Raw genomic sequence first — 22997 nt, 5'->3', positions numbered from 1 at the left:
GCGAATTCTTCCTTTGATCGGACTTATTAAATCGAACAGCCCCGGGGCACAGGAGAACGGTGCATGAATTCCCAAGAAAATCCTAAGCTAAAAATTCTGATCGTCGATGACGAACCGGATAACCTCGACTTGCTTTACCGCACCTTCCATCGAGACTACAAAGTGCTCAGAGCCGAATCTGGCCCCGCTGCTCTCGAAATTTTGGCAAAAGAGGGAGAAGTTGCGGTGATTATCTCCGACCAGCGAATGCCAAAAATGAGCGGTACGGAGTTTCTCAGCCTGACGGCGGCTCAATACCCAGACGTGATCCGAATTATTTTAACTGGCTATACGGATGTTGAAGATTTAGTTGAAGCTATTAACGCTGGCAAAGTATTCAAATACGTTACCAAGCCTTGGGATGCTCAAGAGCTGATAAATCTTGTCAGTCAAGCTGTTGAGACTCACAATCTTCTGAAAACGCGCACCAATGAACTGCGCCGTGCTTTGAGCCAAGAATCGCTGCTTTATGCCGTTACCAATACTATCCGATCGGCTCCCAATTACCAGCAAATGCTGCAAAGAATTGTGGAAACTGTCGGGCAGATGTTTGAGGTGAGTTGCTGTCTGCTGCGGCCGTTCCAAGACGGCCGGGTGGCCGATGAGTGGTTCGTTTACCAGAAGGCAGAAACAAAAGGGTTGCGGGGCGATGAGGAAGTCACGCCCCCAGAGGCTTCTGCTGCCGAACTCTCCCCGGATTTGCTGCCGGATTTGGTTTGGGAAACTCTGGATGTGGAGGTGATTCAAGATGCCCAAACTGACGATCGAGTTTTAAACTGGGATAATCACCAACGAAAGCAGGCTTACGAAGCTGCGAATATTCGATCGAGCTTGATCGTACCGCTGTTTTACAAAATGGAACTGATGGCAGTCTTGGCGCTGCACCAGTTCGATCGACGGCGCCAGTGGCAAGACCACGAGGTACAGTTGGTAATTACGGTGGCAGACCAAGCGGCTTTGGCGCTTTCTCAAGCCCGGGCTTACGAACAGGTGCGGGCGCTGGCAAAGCGCGAGGCCTTAGTCAATACTATTACTACGGCAATTCGATCGAGTCTCGATCCCCAAAATATTTTTGCAGCCATTACTCAACAACTCGGCCAAGCTTTGCAAGTTGACGGCTGCGCCCTATCTCTGTGGACAGAAGATGATGAATACGTCCAATGCGTGGGGTTATACGACACAGAGAGGGATACCGTGGCTGTAGAACAGGGCTTTATTGACAATCCAGAGGTAGTTGCGAACCCTCTTGGCTACGACACGGCTTCTGGCGATGCTGCTGCTAACACTCGCGCCTGGGTTTTTGCCCATCCTTCTTTGCCACAGTCTTTGGTGCCGATTCGGGGCAATCCGGTGTTGCTGCAAGTTATGGTATCAAAAGAGCCGGTGGCGATCGAAGACCTCGACGAACACCCCGAGTTAAATGTTACAGAACTGCAAGTTCGATCGCCAGCCCGCGCCCTGTTAGTCGTTCCCTTACTCTCAGAAGGCAAAATCATCGGCAGCATTTCCCTGCGCCAAAATTGCAGCATCCGCCGCTGGAACATCTCAGACATTGACCTGGCTCAAATAGTCGCAACTCAAGCTGCTCTTGCCGTGCAGCAGTCGCGCCTCTACCAGACTACCAGACAGCAGGCAGAACGGCTTCTGGAAGCCGATCGGCTCAAAACCGAATTTTTCCAAAATATCTCCCACGAGTTCCGCACGCCTCTAACTCTAACTATCGGCCCTCTGGAATCAGCTTGCAGGCGCAAAGAAGACTTGCCCTACGAACAAGCCGTAATCGCTTTGCGTAATTCCCGCCGCCTCCTGCGCTTGGTAAATCAACTGCTGGACTTGCAGCGGCTCGATGCCGGACGGATGCAGCCGAGTTTCCGCCCCTGCGATTTAGTCGGTTTCTGTTACTCTACCGCAGAGTCGTTCCGCGCCTACTGCGAGAAAAAAGGACTGCACTTAATTACCCAACTGCAAGAATGTCCTTTACTTTATTTGGACTTGGAAAGATTTGACAAAGTTATTTACAACCTGCTATCAAATGCTGTTAAATTCACCCCAGAAGGCGGAACTATCACCCTGAAAGTTGAATCGGCCGGCGCTCACTGCTTGTTGCAAGTAAAAGACACTGGTATCGGCATTCGCACCGAACAAATTCCCTATTTATTCGAGCGGTTTCACCAAGCCGAAGGTTCAGCAAGCCGTTCCTACGAAGGCAGCGGTTTAGGTTTGGCACTTGTCAAAGAATTAGTCGAACTCCACGGCGGTCAAATTTCAGTTGAATCAGTTTACGGCGAAGGTACTACTTTTACCGTTTGGCTGCACTTCGGTTCGACTCACTTGCCCCCGGAACAGGTACTAGAAATACCTGCGGAGTTTCACTCATCCAAAGCTGCGGTGGAACTGGCCGATGTGGAAGCGGATTTATCGGAAAATGAGGCAGAAAATCATAACTTTGAGCCGCTCCAACCTGTCAGATCGGAAACAGCAGTGGGAACGGTTTTGGTAGTTGACGACAATCCCGATTTGCGATTTTATGTGTCGGCCATTCTGCGAGATGCCGGCTTTGCAGTTTTGCTCGCGCGCAACGGAGAAGAAGGATTTGCGGTGGCTAAAAAACGTCGCCCTAATTTAATTATAACTGATTTGATGATGCCTTTGATTTCGGGATTGGATTTGATTCGGATGATTCGAGAGGATGAGGAATTGCAGGGAACTCCGGCAATTTTGCTGACTGCTAAAGCCGACGAAGATACTCGAATTGAAGGAGTAGAACGGGGTGCGGATGCTTATTTGTCCAAGCCTTTTAACGATCGAGAATTGTTGGCGGAAGTGCGGAATTTGATCGCCCTCAAACAAAACGAGCGCCGAGTGCAGCAGTTGAACAGTTATTTAACTGAGTCGGTGCTGCGCCGATTTTTGCCGCCGGCGATGGTGAAGGCTGCCGCCGCTGGAGATTTGGCCTTGGATTTGCGCCCGGAACCGCGATTGATTACTATTTTGTTTAGCGATATTGTCGGTTTTACTCAAATGGCAAATACGCTGCGCTCGCGCCGGGTAGCTGAGCTGTTGAATGAATATTTGGCGGCAATGACTAAGGCTATTTTTGACAGCGGCGGTACGGTGGACAAGTTTGTTGGAGATGCGGTAATGGCTTTCTTTGGCGCGCCGGAGGAACTAACGCCTAATGAGCAAGTACGCCGCGCTGTGGCTGCTGCTGACCAAATGCTGCGAGCTCTCAAGGAGCTTAACAAGGGCTGGTTGGAGCAGGGAATTGTTGGGGAAAATGGCGTGCCTCCGGTGCGGTTTCGCTGCGGAATTCACCAGGGTACTGCGGTGGTGGGGATGTTTGGTGGCCCCGATCGATCGGATTATACTGCGATCGGGCCGAGCGTGAATATTGCCGCCCGCTTGCAAGAGGTGACGGAACCAAACACGGTGCTAATTTCGGCGGCGGTTGCAGATTATGTTGAGGAAAATCGCATTGTTAAATATAAGCCTTTGAAACTAAAGGGAATTGATGAAACTGTATTGACTTTTTTACTAAATTGTGATTAGTCATTATAAGTATTATATGTTGATATCCCACGCACAATTTCGGGAACAACCTATTCCTAAATACAGTAGATGAGCGGCAAAATATGTATGGGGAGCATCTCACCTTTGCAGCCCTCCGCTAGAAATTGGAGTTTTGAGGCAGGAGTTTTGAGGCAGGAGGCAGAAGGAAAGAGGAAGAAGGAAAGAGGCAGAAGGAAAGAGGCAGAAGGAAGGAGCCAGAAGAAGGAAGGAGCCAGAAGAAGTATTTTTACAAATATGAGATGCTCCCTATGTATGTAACCCAAAGCGATGGTCACTCCGTGAAACGCTCCTTAGAAGCGATATTTTATGAAAACAATCGCCCCATTGATGATAGCTTGACTGTCGCACCTACTTACTGGCCATAAACAATGTGTTAAATTTAACTTTAATCACGCTAGTTAATATTTAGTTGCATAAAGATAATTTTTCCCGCCTATCTACTTAAGCGCGCTGATATGGGCTTTGGTTGTGGACTCATCTGCGTTAATCTGTGTTTATCTGCCCTCATCTGCGGTAAAAAAAAGAAAATTGCTTAACCGCAGATGACAAAGGATTGACGCTGATTAACGCAGATAATAAGAGATTTATGAATAATTCCGAGCCTAACAGATTTGACATCAATTGTTTAATCTAAAATCTAAAATCTACAATCGACTCACCCAAGTTCAAGATTCCAAATGGCGGCTGGGGAGTCAACTCTAAAATCTAAAATCTAAAATCTAAACTAGACTGACATTCTTGGCTTGAATCTATCAAAAGAGGGAACTTTTTTAACAGCTCGTCGGTGGATAACCTCTATCTAGAGAACGGTTCCGCCGATCGCTCAAATCGAGTAAAAATAGAATGTCATATCTCCTTTTGTATTCTATGAAACTGAATTATTTTACGAAACGGCTTTCGACTGTCGGGCGCTTGATGGCTACAACTGTGCTTTGCGTGTCAGCGATGGCCTTCGTGTGGTCTGGTGCGTTCTTCTCGAACACCGCAGCAATGGCTTCTCCTACTGTAAACTTGATCGCAGCAGCAGATGCGGGCGATGCGGTTCAAGAAAAAGCCAGCAAAGATGCGGGACGAGCCAAGAACTTCATCCGAGATACAGAAGAGAAGGTTAAGGAAACGGCTAAGACAAATGCTTCTAAAGTCGATCGAGCATCCGAGGATGGTAGTGTGGTAGAGCGCAAAGCTAAGAAAGATGCGGCCACCATTGAGAAAAGAGCATCGGAAGATTCAGCTCGGACTCAGAAAGCAGTAGATAATACCAAGAATGCTGTCGAGAGCGCTGTTGACAGCATCAAGGGTGTTTTTAGCAAGTAGAAAATAAATAAGTAGGTAAGTGCAAAGCCCTTGTCTACTTAAGTCAGCGGGCATAAATAAACTGATGTGAGGGGGCGGGTTTTGACCTGAAAGAAGTCGGATAGCAAGAGTTACTTGCACTCACCCGCCCACCATATCTTCTGGTTTTTTCGCCCTTGTCTGCTTACTTGAAGCTGAAAGATTGATGTAGATTAATCAAAATCTCTAGAGGGTTTGTAGAACCGACCCCAAACCATGCTTTAAAATTGCCGTAAAAAACGCAAATCGCTAGCATAAACCCGGCGAATGTCGTCGATTTCATAAAGTACCATTGCGAACCGCTCGACACCAAAACCGGCTGCAAACCCAGTATACTTTTCTGGATCTAAACCGACTCCTTTAAGAACATTAGGATCGACCGTTCCGCAGCCCAAAACTTCCAGCCATTTGCCGTTCCACTGCAAATCCACTTCGGCCGAAGGTTCCGTAAAGGGAAAGTAACTCGTGCGGAAACGAATCGGCAAATCTTGCCCGAACATTTGCCGCAAAAACTCTTTAATTGTGCCTTTCAAATCAGTAAATGTCAGACCTTCATCAATTGCTAAAAGCTCAATTTGGTGGAAAACTGCTGCGTGAGTAGCATCGACAGTATCGCGGCGGTAAACGCGGCCGGGAGAGACAATCCGAATCGGCGGTTTGTGCTGTTCCATGTAGCGAATTTGCACTGATGATGTCTGAGTCCGCAGTAAGTCGCCGCCTGGTAGGTAAAATGTATCTTGCATATCCCGCGCCGGGTGGTCTGGCGGGGTGTTGAGCGCCTCGAAGTTGTAATAATCGGTTTCCATTTCCGGGCCGTTGGCGACGGTGTATCCGAGGCCGACAAAAATATCGAGAGCGCGGTCTATGACGGCGTTTAAGGGGTGAACGCGGCCTTGGGGGCGAAAAATCCCCGGCATGGTGACATCGATGGTTTCTGAGGCTAATTTGGCTTGGATTTGGGCTGTTTGGAGGGCGGCGCGCTTGTCTTCTAAATCGGCTTGCAGGGCTTCTTTGACTGTATTGGCGATCGCACCTACTTTGGGCCGCTGGTCTGGCGACAGTTTGCCCATCATGCCTAAAATTTGAGAGAGTTGGCCTTTTTTGCCGAGGTAGCCGACGCGCAACTGTTCGAGTTGTTCTAGGGTATTGGCAGTGGCGATCGCACTTTTGGACTCTTGACCGAGGGTTTCTAGTTGAGTTTCAATGTCGCTTAGCTGGACAGTCATTTTGATTTTAGATTTTAGATTTTAGATTTTAGATTGATGGCAGTTTTGGGCCAAGTTGAGTTTAGCGCAATTTTGGCTCTACAGTCTGGTAGATTTTAGATTTTAGATTTTAGATTTTAGATTGATGGCAGTTTTGGGCCAAGTTGAGTTTAGCGCAATTTTGGCTCTACAGCTTGTTGATTTTAGATTTTAGATTTTAGATTGATGGCAGTTTTGGGCCAAGTTGAGTTTAGCGCAATTTTGGCTCTACAGCTTGTTGATTTTAGATTTTAGATTTTAGATTTTAGATTTTCGGCAGTTACGGATAATTTGTAATAAGTAATTCGATGTTAGAGCGATCGCCGTAGTTGAATCTAGTTTAAGATTGCTATAAGGCCTATAAAAATTTCAATGAAACTTTTAATTAGCAACGACGACGGCATCTTTGCACAAGGCATCCGCAGCCTCGCGAACGCTCTCGCCGCCGCTGGCCACGATGTGAGCGTAGTTTGTCCCGACAGAGAGCGCTCCGCTACCGGCCACGGCCTTACCCTGCACCAACCCATCCGCGCCGAAATTGTCGAATCTATTTTTGAGCCCGGAGTCCAAGCTTGGGCCTGTTCGGGTACTCCCGCCGACTGCGTGAAACTCGCTTTGTGGGCTTTACTTGACAAACCGCCGGATTTTGTTCTTTCCGGTATCAACCACGGGCCCAATTTAGGCACGGATATCATCTGTTCGGGTACGGTTTCGGCAGCAATGGAAGGAATTATGGAAGGTATTCCCAGCATTGCTTTCAGCCTCGCGAGCTTTACTTCGCAGGAATTTGGGCCGGCGGTGGATTTCGCTGTCAGCTTGCTGGCACAGTTGGAAAAACAGCCAATGGCGAAACCGATGCTGTTGAATGTCAACATACCTGCAGTCTCACAAGCTGAAATTACCGGAGTTGCGATCGCCCGTCAAGGCATTCGCCGCTATTTCGACATATTTCAAAAGCGCACCGATCCGCGCGGCAAAACTTATTATTGGCTGGCTGGCGAATTGTTAGAAGATGTAGAAGAAATCGCCGATTCGGCGGTGCCGCATGATATTCCTACAGACGTACAAGCTATTCGCGACAACAGAATAACCGTAACTCCCTTGCAATATAATCTCACCTGTGCTCCAGACTTGCACTCGTTGCGGGATTGGCAATTTGAAGGTTTTCCCAAGGATTGAGCTCCGATCGACCCGATTGGAGCGGTAAACTAGGAATTAAGGAAAAGTGCCTCTCAAGGTCTATACCTTAAGCGTTAACACAGGCTACCAATTACTTGTTAGTTTTTTTTACTCAAGAAAAACAGTTATGAACGCTCCCACCTATAACACTCATTCTGTCACTTGCCCGATCTGCAACCGTTCCAGCGTCGTAGGCCCAGTCGGGATGGTCAGTGGACTATTCACTTGCCCCCACTGCCATTCTCATATGGTAATTAGCTGGAGCGGTCATTTTGTGCGCGATCCTTTTAGTCTCAAACAACTGACGGTAGGAAAGATGCTCAGGCGCGAGAGCAGACCGTTAGCTCGCCTTCAGCGGGACTTTGGGCTGGGTAAGCCTTTGCCGCTGATTGCCATTTTGGGCAGTGTGGTCTTTTTCGGGTTTGCGCTCGCCGCTACGGAACAATCGCTACCCCGACAGAATTCACTTCAAGGATTTTTAGAGTGGGTGAGCGGAACTGGTAATTCCCAAGATGTCTCACGTTAACATTTCTTAAAAGAAATTCTGACAGATACTGCGTGCAAATATCTATTCCTTTAGGTAGAAATCACACTATTTTAGCCATTGCATCCATCTTGAGCTATGGGTAAGCACTTAGACGCCGTGGCCTTCATCGTGTGCCCAAAAACGTCAAAACCCCAGTCCGGCAGGGGTTTTAACCCCTGTAGGGAAAGCGCCGTGCCCATAGGTGTCAACTTAACGTGCAACCGATAGTCCGACAGTCCGACAGGGGTTGAAACCCCTGCCTCAAAGCTAAAGTCGTCTGAAGACGACTAAGGAATGAGAATTAAATAACTTCCACTCGTGAAAGTGGGATGGGCGTCCCGCCCGTCCTTTTTGGACGGGCGGGACGCCCATCCCACAATAACAATTAAAATTGTAAGTTATTTAATTCGCGATCCTAATGAGTTTTTCACTCCTTTTTGAGAGGACTTTAGCTATAAGCCCCGTGGAATTCATTCCCTGGCGAAGAGTGCCTGGTGAGCGGGAGGACTGGCGGACTAAAAGCTTAAGTTGACACGCCTCGGACACGGCGCCGTGTCCCTACGGCGCTCGCCGTAGGGCTCTACTCAATTGAGAAACTCAGCAATTTTTCTAACTGCTGCTTCCAAAATTGCTGGCGACTCGACTAAGGCAAATCGCACGTAGCCTTCTCCTGATTTCCCGAAACCGGCACCGGGGGAAGCTGCGACTCCTGTACTCTGTACTAGCTGAGTGCAAAATTTCACGGAATCTCGGGCCCAAGGTTCCGGCAGTTTCGCCCAGACGTACATGGTGGCAGGGGGTACGGGTACTTGCCAGCCGATGCCCTGTAGCGCGTTTACAAAGGCATCCCGCCGTTTTCTGAAGGTTTCTACGCTGGTTCTGACGGTATCTTGAGGGCCGCTTAATGCGGAGATCGCTCCGTTCAAAATCCCTCGGTATTGGTTGAAGTCCACTGCGGCTTTTACCTGTCGCAGCGCTGCAATTAGTTCGGAATTGCCGATCGCATATCCGACTCGAAAACCTCCCATACTGTAGGATTTGGATAGTGTAAAAAACTCGATCGCCACACTCTTATCTCGATCCGCCTGAAAGATTGACGGTGCCATCAATTTTCGATATTCTTCCTCGTTACCAGAGGGCGGGCACGGGGGCACCGCCCCTACGGAATCGTCAAATACCAAATCCACATAAGGGAAATCGTGAACTAAAACCAGCCGATGTTCTCGACAAAAAGCCACAGCTTTCTCAAAAAAAGCAACCGGGGCGATCGCAGTTGTAGGATTGTGAGGATAGCTCAAAACCATCATCTTCGACTGAGCAAGCACTGCTGTCGGAATATCTTCAAATATCGGCAAAAAGGCATTTTCTGCTAATATCGGCATCGGATAAATTTGACCGCCAGCCAAATGCACACCGCCCGCGTGGGAAGGATAGCCCGGATCTAGCAGCAAAGCAAAATCTCCCGGGTTGAGTACAGCTAAAGGCATATGCGCCGTGCCTTCTTGGGAACCAATTAACGGCAGCACTTCTGTTTCTGGATTGACTGCAATCCCAAATTTTTGCTCGTACCAAATAGCTGCTGCTTCCCGAAAATCTCTTGTGCCATTAAACAGCAAATAGCCGTGGGTGCTGGTGTCGGACAGAGAATGTGCGATCGCATCTGTAATATGAGCAGCCGCCGGCAAATCCGAAGAACCCAGAGACAAGTCAATCACATTTTGCCCCGCTGCTCTAGCTTGAGCTTTTGCCCGATCCATATCGGCAAATACATTAAATTGCAGTGGTTCTAAACGTTTGGCAAATTGCATATTTTCTATATTTTTGGAAGATTTTAAGGACTATTTTTATCGGATCTAAATTATTTTTTATATGGCATTTTTATTGACTTTGGGATTTTTGTTGAGTAACCGCAGAGAGCGCAGAGGGCGCAGAGTCAGAGAGGAATATCGAGGATAAAAGAGAGATGTTAAAAAAATATTTGCGCTTGCTATAATTGTGAGTGGGGAGTTGGAAACTCCCGAATCATTTCCAAACTTTATAAGTGACCGTCGAGCAAACCGATTAAAGTTTGTTTAGTAATGGCTCCCTCGTGGGAAAGCACTACTTCGGCATTTTTAAAGAGCCGGAGAGCTGGGACTCCTTCTACTTTATACTGCTTGACAGTAGTAGGATTGGGGTCAATTTCCATTTTCACCACTTTCAGCCGATCGCTGTAGTTGGCCGCCACCCAGTCTACCGAAGGCGCGATCAGTTTGCAAGGCCCGCACCAACTAGCCCAAAAATAGGCAAGCACTGGTTGCTCTGCTTTCAGGACTTCTGTTTCAAATTTTTCGTCGTTAATGACAATTACACTGTTGCTCATGGTTCTGCGATTATTTTTTCTATTTATTTCTAAAGCACCGGCGGGGGTGAAATTTGCACCAACTTAGAAGACAGGCCCAAAAAACTGTTACTAATTTTAAAACATTCTGCGAATTATTGAGTAGAAACTAAGGACTCGCGACTGATGGCTCATTCTGTATGGCGTTTAATTCCGCTGTTGTCGGCGTCTGGTAGCGTGCAGATGGCGATCGACCAATGGCTACTGGAACAGCATCTAGCGGGCAAACATCCGCCAACTCTGCGATTTTACACTTGGCAACCGACGGCGATTTCCTTGGGCTACCATCAGCGCAGGTGGCCGGAGTTTTGGCAGCAGTTGTCTTGGGGGGGAATGCCTGTGGAGTTGGTGAGGAGGCCCAGCGGCGGGCGCGCTGTGCTGCATCAAGGGGATTTAACTTATGCAGTTGTGGCGTCGGGGTTTGGAAGCAGCCGTATGAAAGCTTATCAGACTATTTGCGAGTTTTTGATTGATGGTTGGAGGGCGATGGGTTTGGATTTGCAATACGGGGAAGCTGGAAGGGGTTATATTCACAATCCGAATTGTTTTGGTACTGCGACGGGTGCAGATTTAGTTACACTTGATGGTTGCAAGTTAATTGGTAGCGCGCAATTGCGACGGGGTGATGCTATTTTGCAGCACGGTTCGATGCGTTTGCAGCCGGATGTTAAATTATTTTCTCAAGTGTTTGGGGAGGAATTAATTCCTGTGCAATTACCTCTATCTGAAGGAGGAGATGATTTGATTGCTACTGTCATTGATGTTTTGAGTGCGGCGGCTTGTCGCTGTTTTGAAATTGATTTGAAAGTGCAGCCACTTTCAGAAGAGGAATGGCAGGATATTTGGGAGTTAACAACTAATAAGCTGTTTCACATTTTTTAACCTGCATATTTGGGGGCGGGCTTTACGGCCACCTTTTGGGAACAGCCAAGATGGCCGTTCCACAAGAGATTTTTGGAATAATTATTGTGGGGGATGTCAAAAAGTCGGCCGCCTTTTGGGAACAGCCAAGATGGCCGTTCCACAAGAAAGAATTTTTATTGTAGAACAGCCATCTTGGCTGTTACTGATACAAGTTAAAAACTTGTACACTTCTTTCTATTAACAGTCTTCTGGCCCGTTTCTCTAACGCCACCAAAAAAGTTAAATTTAAATGCAGTACAGCTTATGGCTGTGGCTGAGTTTGAACGATCGGCTCTTTGGCAATTTTGCCCAATGTCACTGAATCCAGCAAGCTTTCCCAATCAGCCTTGAGCGCTGTATCATTAGGTTGATCGCGGCGAGCGGCAGCTAGGGTGCTGAGGGCATCTTGCCAAATCCCCTTTTCAGCATAAATAACGGTTTTCTGGCGCGGATCTGCCTGATCTAATTGACTGCGGATATCTGCACTGAGTTCAACTCGCCGTACAGTACCGCTTTCGATCTGATCTGCCGATCGGTCTAGAGAGTCGCAAATCACTGTAAAATTCCAAGTGTAACTTTTGCCTACTTCCAAGGGCGGCACATTTTGGTTAGCGGGAATACTAACGCCGATCACCCCTGATAAATTCCTAATTGTGAGATCCTGTTTATAAATCTGCTTGCCGCTTTCATCTTGTAGGATAAATTCGGCTGATTCGGCCTCTGTTTGAGGCAAGTAGAAAAAGAACGTTGGATAGTCGGAAACAGTCCGTCCCATCTTATTTGTAGGCACTAAGGCTGTGAGACCTAGCTGACTAATGCTCGCGCAGCCACCGCGCACAGGGCGTCCCGGTTGAGTGGGGGGCTGCTCATCAATATCTTCACGGGGCGGAACGAAGCGCGGCCCTCCCGGTATAGGGTTGGGTGGCCGGTCAGGTGTGTTTATTATCGGCTGTCCCACAACTGCAACTTGAGAAATGTTAAGTGTAGCTATCAATACTATTGAGCAAACTGATGTCAGATTGATGAGAAACTTAGTAATTGTTTTCACATTAACTCCATGAATTTGTAGGGAGAGATTCTCTCTTTTTATTTCTTTTTCCTTCCCAAAATCCGGTAGACATTAACTTTTTGTTCCCTGCCTCTTAACGGTAAAGCTCCCCAAGATTCTACCTCAAATTTGTCCGCCAGATGCAGAAAGGTTTCTTCTGCAATCAATATCCGGCAAGTGTCCTCGTGCCGATCCTTTTCGCAGCTTTCGAGTCGAGAGGCAATATTTACGCTGTCGCCGATCACTCCATATTCTAAACGGGTTGTGCCTCCCAGACTACCCACCATAACAGGCCCTGTAAAGATGCCTACTCGCATTTTTGCGGCCGGTAAACCGCGTGTGAGCCAATTTTGATTCATTTCTGGCAAGCGGGAACTGATGGCTAAAGCGCAAGATACGGCAAGGCGAGCATCTTCTGCAATTTCTTCTGGAGTTGTCCGGGGAATGGGTACGCCAAATACTGCCAGCATTCCATCTCCGGTAAATTTATTAATCACGCCTTGATGTTCTTGGACTTCTTGCGCCATTGCTGATAAATACTCATTTAACCAACTCATTACCACTTCTGGCGGTAGTTTTTCGGAGATTGTACTAAAACCCTGCAAGTCGGTGAGGATGATGGTAGCAGTAACTTTTTGACCGGGCAATAACCCTGATTCGAGCAGATGGACGCGCTCTTTCCACAGGGCATTTGCGATCGCCGGTGATGTTTGTTGTCCTAATAATTTCATCACAATCCCTTGCTGTTGCCTCGACTGCTCGTATTTATAGGTAACTGCGACTCCTGCGGTGATTAAAAGTGCCATAGCAGGGGAAATTAGAGGTATCCACCCCTGTTGCATGAAGAGGAAAAAGGTGAATCCGAATAATGAGCCGCAAGCTGCGATCGCGATCGCGATCAAATTCAGCGATTTTTCTAGCCGCCAAGCTAAACAGCCACCCACTGCACTCCACACAGCGATCCAGAGAATTTCTTGCCATTCATCCCAATACCAAAATAGCCCTTGGCCGTCTAAAACTGCACTGAGAATTTGGCTGGTGGCAGTTGCATGAATTAATACCCCAGGCACCGGGAAATTACCGTTTTTAGTAGCGCTGTAAGGGGTAGCAAAAATATCTTTTACAGTTGGGGCTGTTACCCCGATTAAGACTATTTTACCTTTTACCAATTTGGGGTCAACTTTGCCCTCCAAAACTTGAGTTATGGTCACGGTTTCTGCTATATTTTTATGAGAGCGGTAATTGAGCAATATTTGATAGCCTTGGGCAGGAATGTTCTGATAACCTCCTGAGTTGGAGCGCAACTTTGAAAATACTGTTTTCTCTACTATAAATTCATTATTTTCTGTGGCTTTAGATTCTATTTTTTGGCTATCAAAATATGCAAAAGCTAGCCGGGAGGGAAATGAATAAAACGTGTTTTTACCATCGCCAATAGACATCACATTACGACGCACTATACCATCTGGATCGAGATACAAATCGTTAAATCCTACCCGCTTGTCGGGTATGTTGGGAGGTGGCTGCACTCGATCGTACTTTAAGGAGCCGATGAAGGTAATGGGAAATACTTTGGGGTTTTTCAGTTGAGTTGCTAATTCTGCACTCCCCGGTTCGTAGGGAATATCACGAATTATATCGAGACCAATAGCTGTGGGTTCCAAACGCGCTATTTCGGCGATCGCTTTTGCTAAAACGCGATCGGAAATGGGCCATCTGTTTAAAGCACGAATGTCCCGATCGGTGACTTCAACTATCAATAACCGGGGGTCAGGGCCCCGATCTGGCCGCAACTGCACCATGAGGTCGTAAGCATTTAATTCTAGTGGCTGCAACCCGCCTAAATGCCTCACTCCCAATAGAGTTCCGGTCACGACAATCCAGATAATAGCAAGAGGTTGCAAGTCAGGGAAGGGGAAGAAATAAGTTAAGTTTTTCCAACGTCTCTCCGCCAATTTATGATAAATTCTCTTAAAGAATTTGGGCATAAAATTTTTTGCTTCAACCCTCATTGACAAAGTTTGCTACATCTTAACCGATCGCTGAGGCCCCTTACCGATGCCCAATTTTTAATTTTCCTGTGCGGTTTTGGCGATCGCACTTAATTGCAATCCCTGCGGATAGCTGTTTTCTTCTTTGCTGCGCTTGATGTCTGTTTCGGAAATCTGGGGTTTGAGGTATTTTGCCAAAACTTTAACCACGTCGCCCCGATCGATCGTCCCCGCTACTGAACCAATCGGCGAGAGGACGATGATTCGGGGGAGTTGACGCGCTTCCATGCTGTTAATTACTTCTGCAAGGGAGGCTTTTTCCGAGACTGTGGGGGTTTTTCCCAGGGGTTTCAAAATGTTGTGCAAAGTCTGAACTTGCCATTGACTGCGTTCTGTGAAGCGGATATCGTCGATCGACACTAAGCCCAAATCCCGGCCGTTGGTCGCTGCAATGTAAAATGGAAACGGATTGACTTCTAACAAATATCGATCGGCAAATTCTCGCAGAGTCAAATCTGCATCTACAACTCGAAACTCGCGGCTCATCGCATCGCTGGCTTTAATTTTGAGCAGGGCTTCTTGCAGTGAAGTCAATCTGCTATAAGCAGTGGCATTGCGAATGCCAAACCCGCCGATCAGCGCAATCCACAAGCCGCCGTACTCGCGCGCTAACAAGCATAAACTCAGACCCAAAGCAACGCCCAGCCAACCTAAAACTTGTCCTGTTTTTGCCGCCCAGCGAACGCCGGCAAATCGAGAGCCGGTGATTTTCCAAATTGCTGATTTTAAAACTTGTCCTCCGTCCAAAGGCAGACCGGGAATTAAGTTAAATAATCCCAAAACGAGATTGATTAGTGCTACCCTTTCGGTGACAATTCCTAGCAAACTTTTCGGGGGAAGAACTTGAGAACCCAAACCGAGGATTAAAAACAGCGCAAAGCTGACGAGAGGGCCGGCAATGGCTACTTGAAAAGCTTGACCGGGAGTTTTTGATTCCGAGTCGATCGAAGCTACTCCGCCAAATAAGAATAAGGTAATAGAATTAACTTTAATGCCTTGCGATATCGCCGCCAAGCTGTGTCCGAGTTCGTGCAAGAGCACGGAAGCAAACAGTAGCAGAGCTATTGCTAACCCCGCACTCCAAGAGAGCGCAGGCCCCCACAGGCGGTAACTGCTGGCGTATTCGCGGGTTGCTAAGGCTAAAATTATAAACCACGAATAATCTATAACTAGGGGGATGCCAAATAAAGAGCCGATTCGCCAACCTGTCTGCATGAATTTTCCTGGGAAAGGAGAGCAAGAAAGAGTTTCTATTATATCTTTTCTCACCCCTTGCCTTTGCCTTTCCCCTGATTTTTACAGAACTCCGGCGTTACCCAAGCCCAAGATTACTCCGGCTCCGAGCAAGTGGCCGAAGCTGGCTGTTGCCAGCAATTCTGGTACGCCGAAGCCTTTGAACATTCCAGGGAGTGCAACGGGTAAAGCTGGGCCTTTGCCTCGGTTTTGCTTGGAGATGCCGTAGTAGCCGATCGTGATCGCCAGCAAATTGCATAAAATCATTGTCAGTCCTACCAGTGGCGACCACTCCGGTGTTGAGGGAGCGGTAGATTGTACGGCTAACAGCAAAGATGAGGTGATCATGTTCTTATCTCCTGATTTCACAGATAAATTGATTTCCAAGATTATAAAAAGCGGTTTGCATTAAACTAAGATTTGTTTTAATAGTTAACAATTCGTTGATATTTTGATACAAATGCGGAAGCGAGGAGGAAGAGTGCGGGTTAAAATTTGCGGAATCACTAAATTAGACCAAGGAATTGCGATCGCCCGCTTGGGAGCCCAGGCTTTGGGGTTTATCTGCGTGCCGGCTTCCCCCCGCTATGTCAGCCCAGAAACAATTCGCCTGATTGTCGAGCAGTTGCCGGAAAATGTCGATCGCATCGGCGTTTTTGCCAACACCACAATAGAAAATATCTGTCAAGTAGCGGCAGAGTCAAATTTAAGCGGGGTGCAGTTGCATGGAGATGAAACAGCGGAATATTGCGATCGACTGCGCGAGTTTTTGCCGGGAATTGAAATTATCAAAGCCCTGAGAGTTAAGACTCCTGAAACTTTAGCCACCGCTGCTGTTTATGCTGTTCGTGTCGATACTTTACTGCTGGATGCTTACCATCCACAGCAATTGGGCGGTACTGGTAAAACGATCGACTGGATGATGTTATCAGAGTTTAGACCGCAGTGTCCTTGGCTGCTGGCGGGCGGCTTAACACCCGATAATATTTTAAATGCAATTGATAGTGCGATCGGCAATAACTTCAGCGGTGTTGACCTTTCTAGCGGGGTAGAAATAGCGCCGGGAGATAAAGATTTGACCAAAGTTGCTCAGTTGTTTGCTAATTTAAGTCAACTTGCTAATCATTGATAAGCTGTTGTGCATTTAATTTGTATGTTGAGGGCGGGCAGGATGCCCAACCCCTACTCCCCACCCAAGTAAAAATTTATTTTACTATGCAATTTAAATGCGGATTAGCTTAAATTGCCAATACCCAATTCGCGCTTTTTATCAGAGAAATGGGTCTAAAACCCCATCCTTATAGGACGGCTTTGTAAGTAGAAGTATAAACATTAAACCATCTTTGGTGAAGAAATATAAAAAATACCAGCACGCAAGCATTTCACTATATACTAACAGTAGCTCAAAAAAGGAGGAGTTAAACTTGTTAACAAACTATGTATACAAGTTGCGCCCCAATCAAATACAAGACTTAAAAATGTCCAATTGGGTGGATATGTTGCGAAGTCACTTCAACTGGTGTCTTAATGACAGAATCACTCAATATAGTCAACAGTTCATTCAAGGTAACTATTGCGACATTAGAACGCAAAGTGAAGCCTGTCCATTGACCAGTTGTGTCAGTAAAAACGGTGCCACGGGAGAACCTTGGAAAACAGGAAAAACAGACAAAGAGGGGAAGATCAAAAACCCCCGACGCAACCCAGGCGACATTCAAATCACCGCGTTGCCAGAATTAAAAGCAGCTAGACCCTGGTTTGCTGGGATAGATTCGACAGTTCTACAACAAAACGTCAAACGGCTGGACACTGCCTATAAAAATTTTTTCGAGGGCCGTGGCTTTCCTAAGTTCAAAAACCGCAGTAACTTTACTTCTTTTACTTTCGTGATGGGGGTAAAAATACAAGGCAGTAAAATCTACTTACCAAAGTTAGGCTGGATGCGTTTTTATAACTCGCGCCCAATTCCCAACGGCTTTACCATTAAAGCGTGTACAGTAAGAAAGCGACAAAATGGCTGGTACATATCCGTCCGCATTGAAAACAAGTCTGTCCCCGATTACACGACAAAATCTCTTAAGGATGTCGTCAAAGTAATTGGCTGCGATCTGGGGCTTACAAAATTAGTCCATCTCTCAGATGGAACTCAAATTGAAAATCCCAAGTTTTCAAACGCCAAAAAAGCTAAGCGCACTCTAAAAATTAGGCAGAGACGGGTTAGCCGAAAAGCGAAGGATAGTAAAAACCGCAAGAAAGCAGCTAAGAAACTAGGACTTTTCCACCAGAAGATTAGCGATAAGCGTCAAGCTTACCACTGGAAGGTTGCCAATAAAATAGTTTCTCGCAACGTTGACGCGATTGCTCTGGAAGATTTGAATATTTCCGGGATGATGCGCCGATGTCGAGTAAAGGCTGACGAAAAAACAGGTAGATTCCTGAAAAATGGGCAATCAAGAAAGAAAGGTTTAAACCGTTCTATCTCTGACGCGGGTTGGGCTGAATTAATTCTAAAGATCGAGTATCTGGCTGCAAAGCAAGGAAAGGTCGTAATCAAAATTAATCCCAAATACTCCAGCCAAGAATGTCGGAAATGCGGTCATATCGACAAGTCAAACAGAGATGGCGAAAAGTTCATTTGCACGCTCATGTGGATATCATGAACACGCCGATATCGGTGCAGCAAAAACTATTTGCGATCGGGCTTTGAAATTGGTACGCGGGGACTCCGCGAAACCGGGCGTTCGCGCCTAAACGCCCAGAAGATATCCTCACGCTCATTTGAGCAAACGTGAGGAGTCTGGGAACCCTAGAAATAGGGAAATTGAGGTAGAAATCCCTCAAGAATCCTTGCGCCTTCAGGCCGAGTGAGTGTCAAGCGATTCATTCTTTAGTCCGTGTGGGCGAAGCCTGCCTTATACAAAGCAGACCTCGTTTCTACAGTAGCGGTTTCAACCGCAGTTTATGCCGATTATTGTTTTATCGCCGGATCTCAAAAGTGCGTGAAGGCGAGCTATCTTGAAGGGAATCGCCCTCCGGGTCTTCGTATTCCAAAACCAACTCACTAACCGTAGCACCGGTGGGGCCGCGGCGGCACCAACTAATCATTCCTTCCACAGCTTTTTTGGAGCCTTCAAAGACAGCCTCGACGCGCCCATCGGGGAGATTTCTTACCCAGCCGCTGAGGCCGAAATACTTTGCTTGATTCCTCGTTGAATATCGGAATCCTACTCCTTGAACTAATCCCGAAACAAAAACGCGGACTCTGACTGGCGACAATGATTGGTTTGGCATAATAAACGGCTCAACTTACTGCTAACATCTGTTTGAAAATTTTAAGGATCAGTTTGATTATGTTAAATTTTAGTGCGATTCCCTTCGGGATAGCTCCGCTTCACGCGCTGCCGGGATTCCTGATACGCCGCGTCACCCAGGCTTTTTCAACTATTCCCGATTTCACCGATTGGCTGGTTGCAGCTATGCTCGCGCTGGTTTACACTTCGATCGCTCTTTCCGTGGGTTTTTGGTCGGGATTTCTAAAAGTAGACGTGCAAACCTCTCGGCGTACAATTGTGGGAGTGCTTCTTGGCTGTTTGTTAAGTCCGGGCATCACCGAGGAATTATTGTTCCGGGTGTTAATGCTGCCGCACCCGTTGGAGAAGGCTTCTGGGTTAATGCTGTGGTTTTGGGGATGCGCGAGTTTGGCGGTTTTTGTAGTTTACCACCCGCTGAACGCGCTGACTTTTTACCCGGTTGGTCGATCGACCTTTATGAATCCAGTATTTTTGCTACTGGCGGCAATTTTGGGAGTTGCGTGCTCCCTCGCATACCTGCAAAGCGGTTCTATCTGGCCTGCGGTGGCGGTTCACTGGCTAGCAGTGACAGCGTGGCTGTTGCTACTGGGCGGTTACAGGAGGCTGTATGGTTAAATGTAAAAAGTCCAGCATCACTATTTTGTCGGGAGGATCTCAGTTGTGGGTATCATAGGCGCGATCGTAGGTTTTTTGGCAGGGGTAGCAGTTGCTTACTGGTTAGTGGAAAAGCGCTTAAACAAGCAAAAACAAGAATACTTGCAGCAAACTCGCAGAATTACTGAGGAAATAGAATTAGCTCAGATGTCTCGGGTGCGACAAGCTGTCGAATCTCAGCAAGGAGAACGGGAAAATCAGCTTAGAAAAGCTACTATCGAACACGAAAATTTACTCAGACAAGTTACTACCCAATACGAAAACCAGCTCAAACAAGTTGCCGCTCAATACGAAAATCAGCTCCAACAAGTTTTGGCAGAACGCGACAGTCAGCTCCAACAAGTTCAGGCAGAACGCGACAGTCAGCTCCAACAAGTTGTCAGCGCACACGAGCCTGAGCTGCGCCGACAAATCAGCGAGGAATTAGAAGCCGCTAACAATGCTAGGATGCAGCAAAATATCCAATCTTTGCAAGCAGAACACGAACATCATTTACTCAGAGTTGCTGACGAATTGCATATAAATTATCAAGCTCAGATGGAGCAACATTTGCAAAACTTGCAAAATGAACACGAAATTCGCTTGAGGCAAACTGCCGAGGAATATGAGAACCGCGAGGTTGAGATGCAGTTAAATATGGAGGCTTTGCAAGAGCAATACGAGAGTCAGTTGCAAGCGGCTCACGAGCAGTTGAGAGTTCACGAAGCTCAGATGCAAGCTACTATCAGGTCTTTGCAAGAGCAGTACGAGAGTAATGTACAACAACAAGAAGTCCCGGAGCAGCCGTTCAGTCAGTTAAATTCCACAGAATTTGCCGAAGGTTTATCACAAGAAGAAGTTTGGCAGCAACTGTCAAGTGAGTTAAATCAAACAGAAGTTGAAGAAGAGTTAAATTACACAGATTTTTCGGAACCACAATCAACTGATTTACATCAACCCGAAGTCGAACAACAGCTTCCAATTGCCAGACAAGCACCAAGCTATTCCCTGCCGCAGTTGATGGGATTTGTTCAAAGTCAGGACAAAGAAACTCGCAAGTTTGCAGCGTCTGCTTTAGGTAAAATGGCTGCTGCTAATGCTCTGAGATCGGAAGGTCAGCGAGCAATAGAAACCTTGGGAAAATTAGCTCAAGATATTCACCCGGAGGTGCGCGAAGCTGCTGTGGAAGCACTAGCAATGATTAAGTCTGAAAAAGTGATTCCGCTGCTACAAAAAGCTTTGCGAGATATAGATAGCGGTGTGGCAAAATCGGCAAGTGCTGCGCTCAATAAGTTTAAGTTTTATCCGCGCACTCCGGCGGCTAAGCCGAAAACTGTTGATCTGAAGAAACCAAAGCGTTAAGGATTTACGAGGATAAATATAGCAATTGTCAATTGCCTACAACACAGTAGGGATACAACATGGTTGTGTCCTTACCGAGGTGCTGTATTTCACTCAATTTCGATTACTACCACAAACTGTGGCGGTTGGGTTGAGCAAAGAAATCCAGCTCAATTATTCGATCGACAACTCGCCCAATCCGACGCAGCAATCACCGACACGGCGCTGTTTAAAACCGTAGGCTGAAACCTTTTTTAGCAACTGGCGATTGAAATCGCTTCTTGTATCTTCACGCATCCTGTAGGGGCGGGTTTTACCAATTATCTATGCCAGAAACCAACAATATAATAAACCCGCCCCCACTTGGGCGGCAAATCCGAATCTACATTTTTTGGATTCGCTCGAATATCAGGTTAATCTGGGTTATCGGTTGTGTGGGGGCGGGTTTACAAGATTGTTTGCGGTTATCAAATATTGTTGGTCAAACCCGCCCCTACAGTTAACTCGTGACTGATGACTAATTTAAAATCGCTGCTTTGTACCGAGTATAAATTTGATGTCGCCGGAGTCGCTAACACCCACATCTAAGCGAATTAATCCAAAGGACGATCGCACCCTCACACCCACCCCAACACCAGCCCCAGTCCCCGGTTTGTCCCTGACTACGGCCGGTTTTCCCAGTACACTATCTCCCGTTCCCAAATCCGACGCAAAATCAACAAATATCACGCCGCCGACATCTTGACCCACAGGAAACCGATATTCGCCGGAAGCTAAAAAATAACTCCGGCCACTGCCAATATCCCCGCTATCGTAACCCCGCACGGAATTGCGGCCGCCGAGGCGAAAAGCTTCCGTTGGTGGCAAATCCCCGATTACCGTCCCCGCTTGCAAGTTAAAAGCCAGCATTTCGGGCAAGGCTTCTGACTCGCTGATGCCGAACAAAGTTACTGGTACATAATGTATATAATTTGCTAACAGCCTGTTGCTCACAATATTACCTCGCCCTAGAGGTATCGACTGCTCGGTGCTGAGGCTGAGAATCGAGCCGCTGGTGGGGTTGAAGGGATTGTCCCGCCGATCGAGCATCGCACCAAAAGAAACAGTGTATAACTCGTCAACGCCGCTGCCGCTGAATGTGAGAGGATTGCCGAGTTCGTCGCGGCGGGCGATATTTAAGTTGCGATCGCGCGTGCTGATATTTGTATAATTTAATCCCAAAGTCGATTGCCAATCGCCCAAAGGTCTGGTAAACCTGAGATTTCCCCCCATCCGAATTTCCCGAACTCGGTTCCCGTTGGGCAAATCAATATCTTTGTTGAAAATTTCCGATATTCTGCGATCGCCAAAAGCTCTCACACTGTATCCCAAACGGTCTTCGGCGGCAACGTAAGGGCTGACAAACTGGACATCGTACTGGATACCTCGGAGGCTGGGCTCAAGTTCCACCGCCAGCCGCTGCGGGGTTGTACCGAAAGTTCGATCGGTATAGGAAAGAGGAACAGCAACGCCCACATCATCACTAAGACTGGCACTCACGCTAAAAGAGCGAGCCGATCGCTCTTGAACGTTGTAGATTACATTAACATCCGTGCCAACTTCTTCGATCGAAACCGTAACTTTCTCAAACAATCCCAATTGCTGCAACTGCTGCAAATCCGATCGTACAACGGACGGGCTGTAGTTATCCCCCGCCTTGAGTTTGAGCTCACCTCGAATAAAATCTTCCGAAATTCTGCCCTCAACCGGATTCCCTTTTTTATCAACAGCTTCGCCTCTGGAATTGACAAAGCGAATTTTCACATCAGCAACGTAAACGCCTTCAGCATTGCCCGCTTGACTGATTTGTCGAGTACCGCCTAGCTGTCGGGCGTTGCTGTTTACTGCTTCGGGGATTTCGGCGTTGGTCGCCAGCGTCGCGGGAGTTTTTAACAGAGATGTAAAATCTTTATTGTGGCTGGACTTGAGTGAGGGCGATTCCCTAGGGGATAGCTGCACCGCGCGTACTTCAGCCAACATTCCTGTGCCACCAAACAATTCATCTCTTGTGGAACGGGCATCTTGCCCGTTCTTGACAGATGCTGCACCGTTCTTGAGAGATGCTGCACCATTTTCAATCAGCTTTTTATCAACAGGCAAGATGCCTGTGCCACAAAACAATTCATCTCTTGTGGAACGGGCATCTTGCCCGTTGTTGACAGATGCTG

General features: G+C 47.2%; 18 protein-coding genes. 9 read left to right on the top strand and 9 right to left on the bottom strand.

The features are described from left to right. The first annotated feature begins 63 nt into the window (after positions 1–63). Both QT992_RS27425 and QT992_RS27420 read left to right on the top strand, forming a co-directional pair. Positions 64–3588 carry a response regulator gene (locus tag QT992_RS27425; RefSeq protein WP_333322096.1) on the top strand — a complete coding sequence of 1175 codons (3525 nt, stop codon included), beginning with the start codon at positions 64–66 and terminating at the stop codon, positions 3586–3588. 864 nt (positions 3589–4452) lie between these two features. Further along, entirely contained in the window at positions 4453–4923 is a 471-nt protein-coding gene (locus QT992_RS27420) for a hypothetical protein (protein WP_333342592.1), read from the top strand. A gap of 239 nt (positions 4924–5162) precedes the next feature. Here QT992_RS27420 and pheS read toward each other — a convergent pair whose 3' ends face one another. Further along, entirely contained in the window at positions 5163–6167 is a 1005-nt protein-coding gene (gene pheS, locus QT992_RS27415) for a phenylalanine--tRNA ligase subunit alpha (RefSeq protein WP_015177077.1), read from the bottom strand. A gap of 390 nt (positions 6168–6557) precedes the next feature. Between pheS and surE the strand changes: the two genes are divergently transcribed. Both surE and QT992_RS27405 read left to right on the top strand, forming a co-directional pair. Continuing rightward, positions 6558–7364, top strand: coding sequence for a 5'/3'-nucleotidase SurE (gene surE / locus QT992_RS27410; RefSeq protein WP_333322090.1), 807 nt, complete (start codon positions 6558–6560; stop codon positions 7362–7364). A gap of 127 nt (positions 7365–7491) precedes the next feature. Further along, positions 7492–7890, top strand: coding sequence for a hypothetical protein (locus QT992_RS27405; protein WP_333322089.1), 399 nt, complete (start codon positions 7492–7494; stop codon positions 7888–7890). Between the two features lie 584 nt (positions 7891–8474). Here QT992_RS27405 and QT992_RS27400 read toward each other — a convergent pair. Beyond that, on the bottom strand, positions 8475–9698 hold the full coding sequence (locus tag QT992_RS27400; RefSeq protein ID WP_333322085.1) for an LL-diaminopimelate aminotransferase: 1224 nt from the start codon (positions 9696–9698) through the stop codon (positions 8475–8477). 227 nt (positions 9699–9925) lie between these two features. After that, on the bottom strand, positions 9926–10252 hold the full coding sequence (locus tag QT992_RS27395) for a thioredoxin domain-containing protein (protein WP_333322083.1): 327 nt from the start codon (positions 10250–10252) through the stop codon (positions 9926–9928). 144 nt (positions 10253–10396) lie between these two features. Between QT992_RS27395 and QT992_RS27390 the strand changes: the two genes are divergently transcribed. After that, on the top strand, positions 10397–11152 hold the full coding sequence (locus tag QT992_RS27390; protein ID WP_333341942.1) for a biotin/lipoate A/B protein ligase family protein: 756 nt from the start codon (positions 10397–10399) through the stop codon (positions 11150–11152). Positions 11153–11435: 283 nt separating this feature from the next. On the opposite strand, the gene QT992_RS27385 is transcribed toward QT992_RS27390, so the two are convergent. The 4 genes from QT992_RS27385 to psaK all read right to left on the bottom strand — a co-directional run bounded on the left by QT992_RS27385 (position 11436) and on the right by psaK (position 15853). Beyond that, positions 11436–12221, bottom strand: a complete 786-nt coding sequence (locus QT992_RS27385) for a DUF928 domain-containing protein (RefSeq protein WP_333341944.1) — start codon at positions 12219–12221, stop codon at positions 11436–11438. 38 nt (positions 12222–12259) lie between these two features. After that, the gene (locus QT992_RS27380; RefSeq protein ID WP_333341946.1) at positions 12260–14209 is read right to left on the bottom strand and encodes an adenylate/guanylate cyclase domain-containing protein; all 1950 of its coding nucleotides are present in this window, start codon (positions 14207–14209) and stop codon (positions 12260–12262) included. Between the two features lie 81 nt (positions 14210–14290). Next, the gene (locus tag QT992_RS27375) at positions 14291–15487 is read right to left on the bottom strand and encodes a site-2 protease family protein (RefSeq protein ID WP_333341949.1); all 1197 of its coding nucleotides are present in this window, start codon (positions 15485–15487) and stop codon (positions 14291–14293) included. Between the two features lie 81 nt (positions 15488–15568). Further along, entirely contained in the window at positions 15569–15853 is a 285-nt protein-coding gene (psaK, locus tag QT992_RS27370; protein ID WP_333040629.1) for a photosystem I reaction center subunit PsaK, read from the bottom strand. Between the two features lie 133 nt (positions 15854–15986). Between psaK and QT992_RS27365 the strand changes: the two genes are divergently transcribed. Next, positions 15987–16634 (top strand): phosphoribosylanthranilate isomerase, encoded by a 648-nt coding sequence (locus QT992_RS27365; protein WP_333322087.1) that lies wholly within the window; start codon positions 15987–15989, stop codon positions 16632–16634. A 217-nt stretch (positions 16635–16851) separates the two neighbouring features. Further along, positions 16852–18165, top strand: a complete 1314-nt coding sequence (locus tag QT992_RS27360; protein WP_333322073.1) for a transposase — start codon at positions 16852–16854, stop codon at positions 18163–18165. 316 nt (positions 18166–18481) lie between these two features. On the opposite strand, the gene QT992_RS27355 is transcribed toward QT992_RS27360, so the two are convergent. Continuing rightward, complete coding sequence (locus QT992_RS27355) at positions 18482–18796, bottom strand: acylphosphatase (RefSeq protein WP_333341953.1); 315 nt, start codon at positions 18794–18796, stop codon at positions 18482–18484. Positions 18797–18855: 59 nt separating this feature from the next. Between QT992_RS27355 and QT992_RS27350 the strand changes: the two genes are divergently transcribed. Both QT992_RS27350 and QT992_RS27345 read left to right on the top strand, forming a co-directional pair. Next, a complete protein-coding gene (locus QT992_RS27350) occupies positions 18856–19431 on the top strand; it encodes a CPBP family glutamic-type intramembrane protease (RefSeq protein ID WP_333322070.1) in 576 nt (191 codons plus the stop codon). A 45-nt stretch (positions 19432–19476) separates the two neighbouring features. Next, entirely contained in the window at positions 19477–20811 is a 1335-nt protein-coding gene (locus QT992_RS27345; RefSeq protein WP_333322068.1) for a HEAT repeat domain-containing protein, read from the top strand. A gap of 501 nt (positions 20812–21312) precedes the next feature. On the opposite strand, the gene QT992_RS27340 is transcribed toward QT992_RS27345, so the two are convergent. Continuing rightward, positions 21313–22997 (bottom strand): BamA/TamA family outer membrane protein (locus tag QT992_RS27340; RefSeq protein ID WP_333378190.1); only part of this gene is annotated, 1685 nt, incomplete at its 5' end.

The organism is Microcoleus sp. T3_D1 (genome assembly GCF_036700405.1).
Lineage (GTDB): Bacteria > Cyanobacteriota > Cyanobacteriia > Cyanobacteriales > Microcoleaceae > Microcoleus.
The sequence above is the reverse complement of the archived record's forward strand: the minus strand, read 5'-3'. Positions and strand labels throughout refer to the sequence as shown.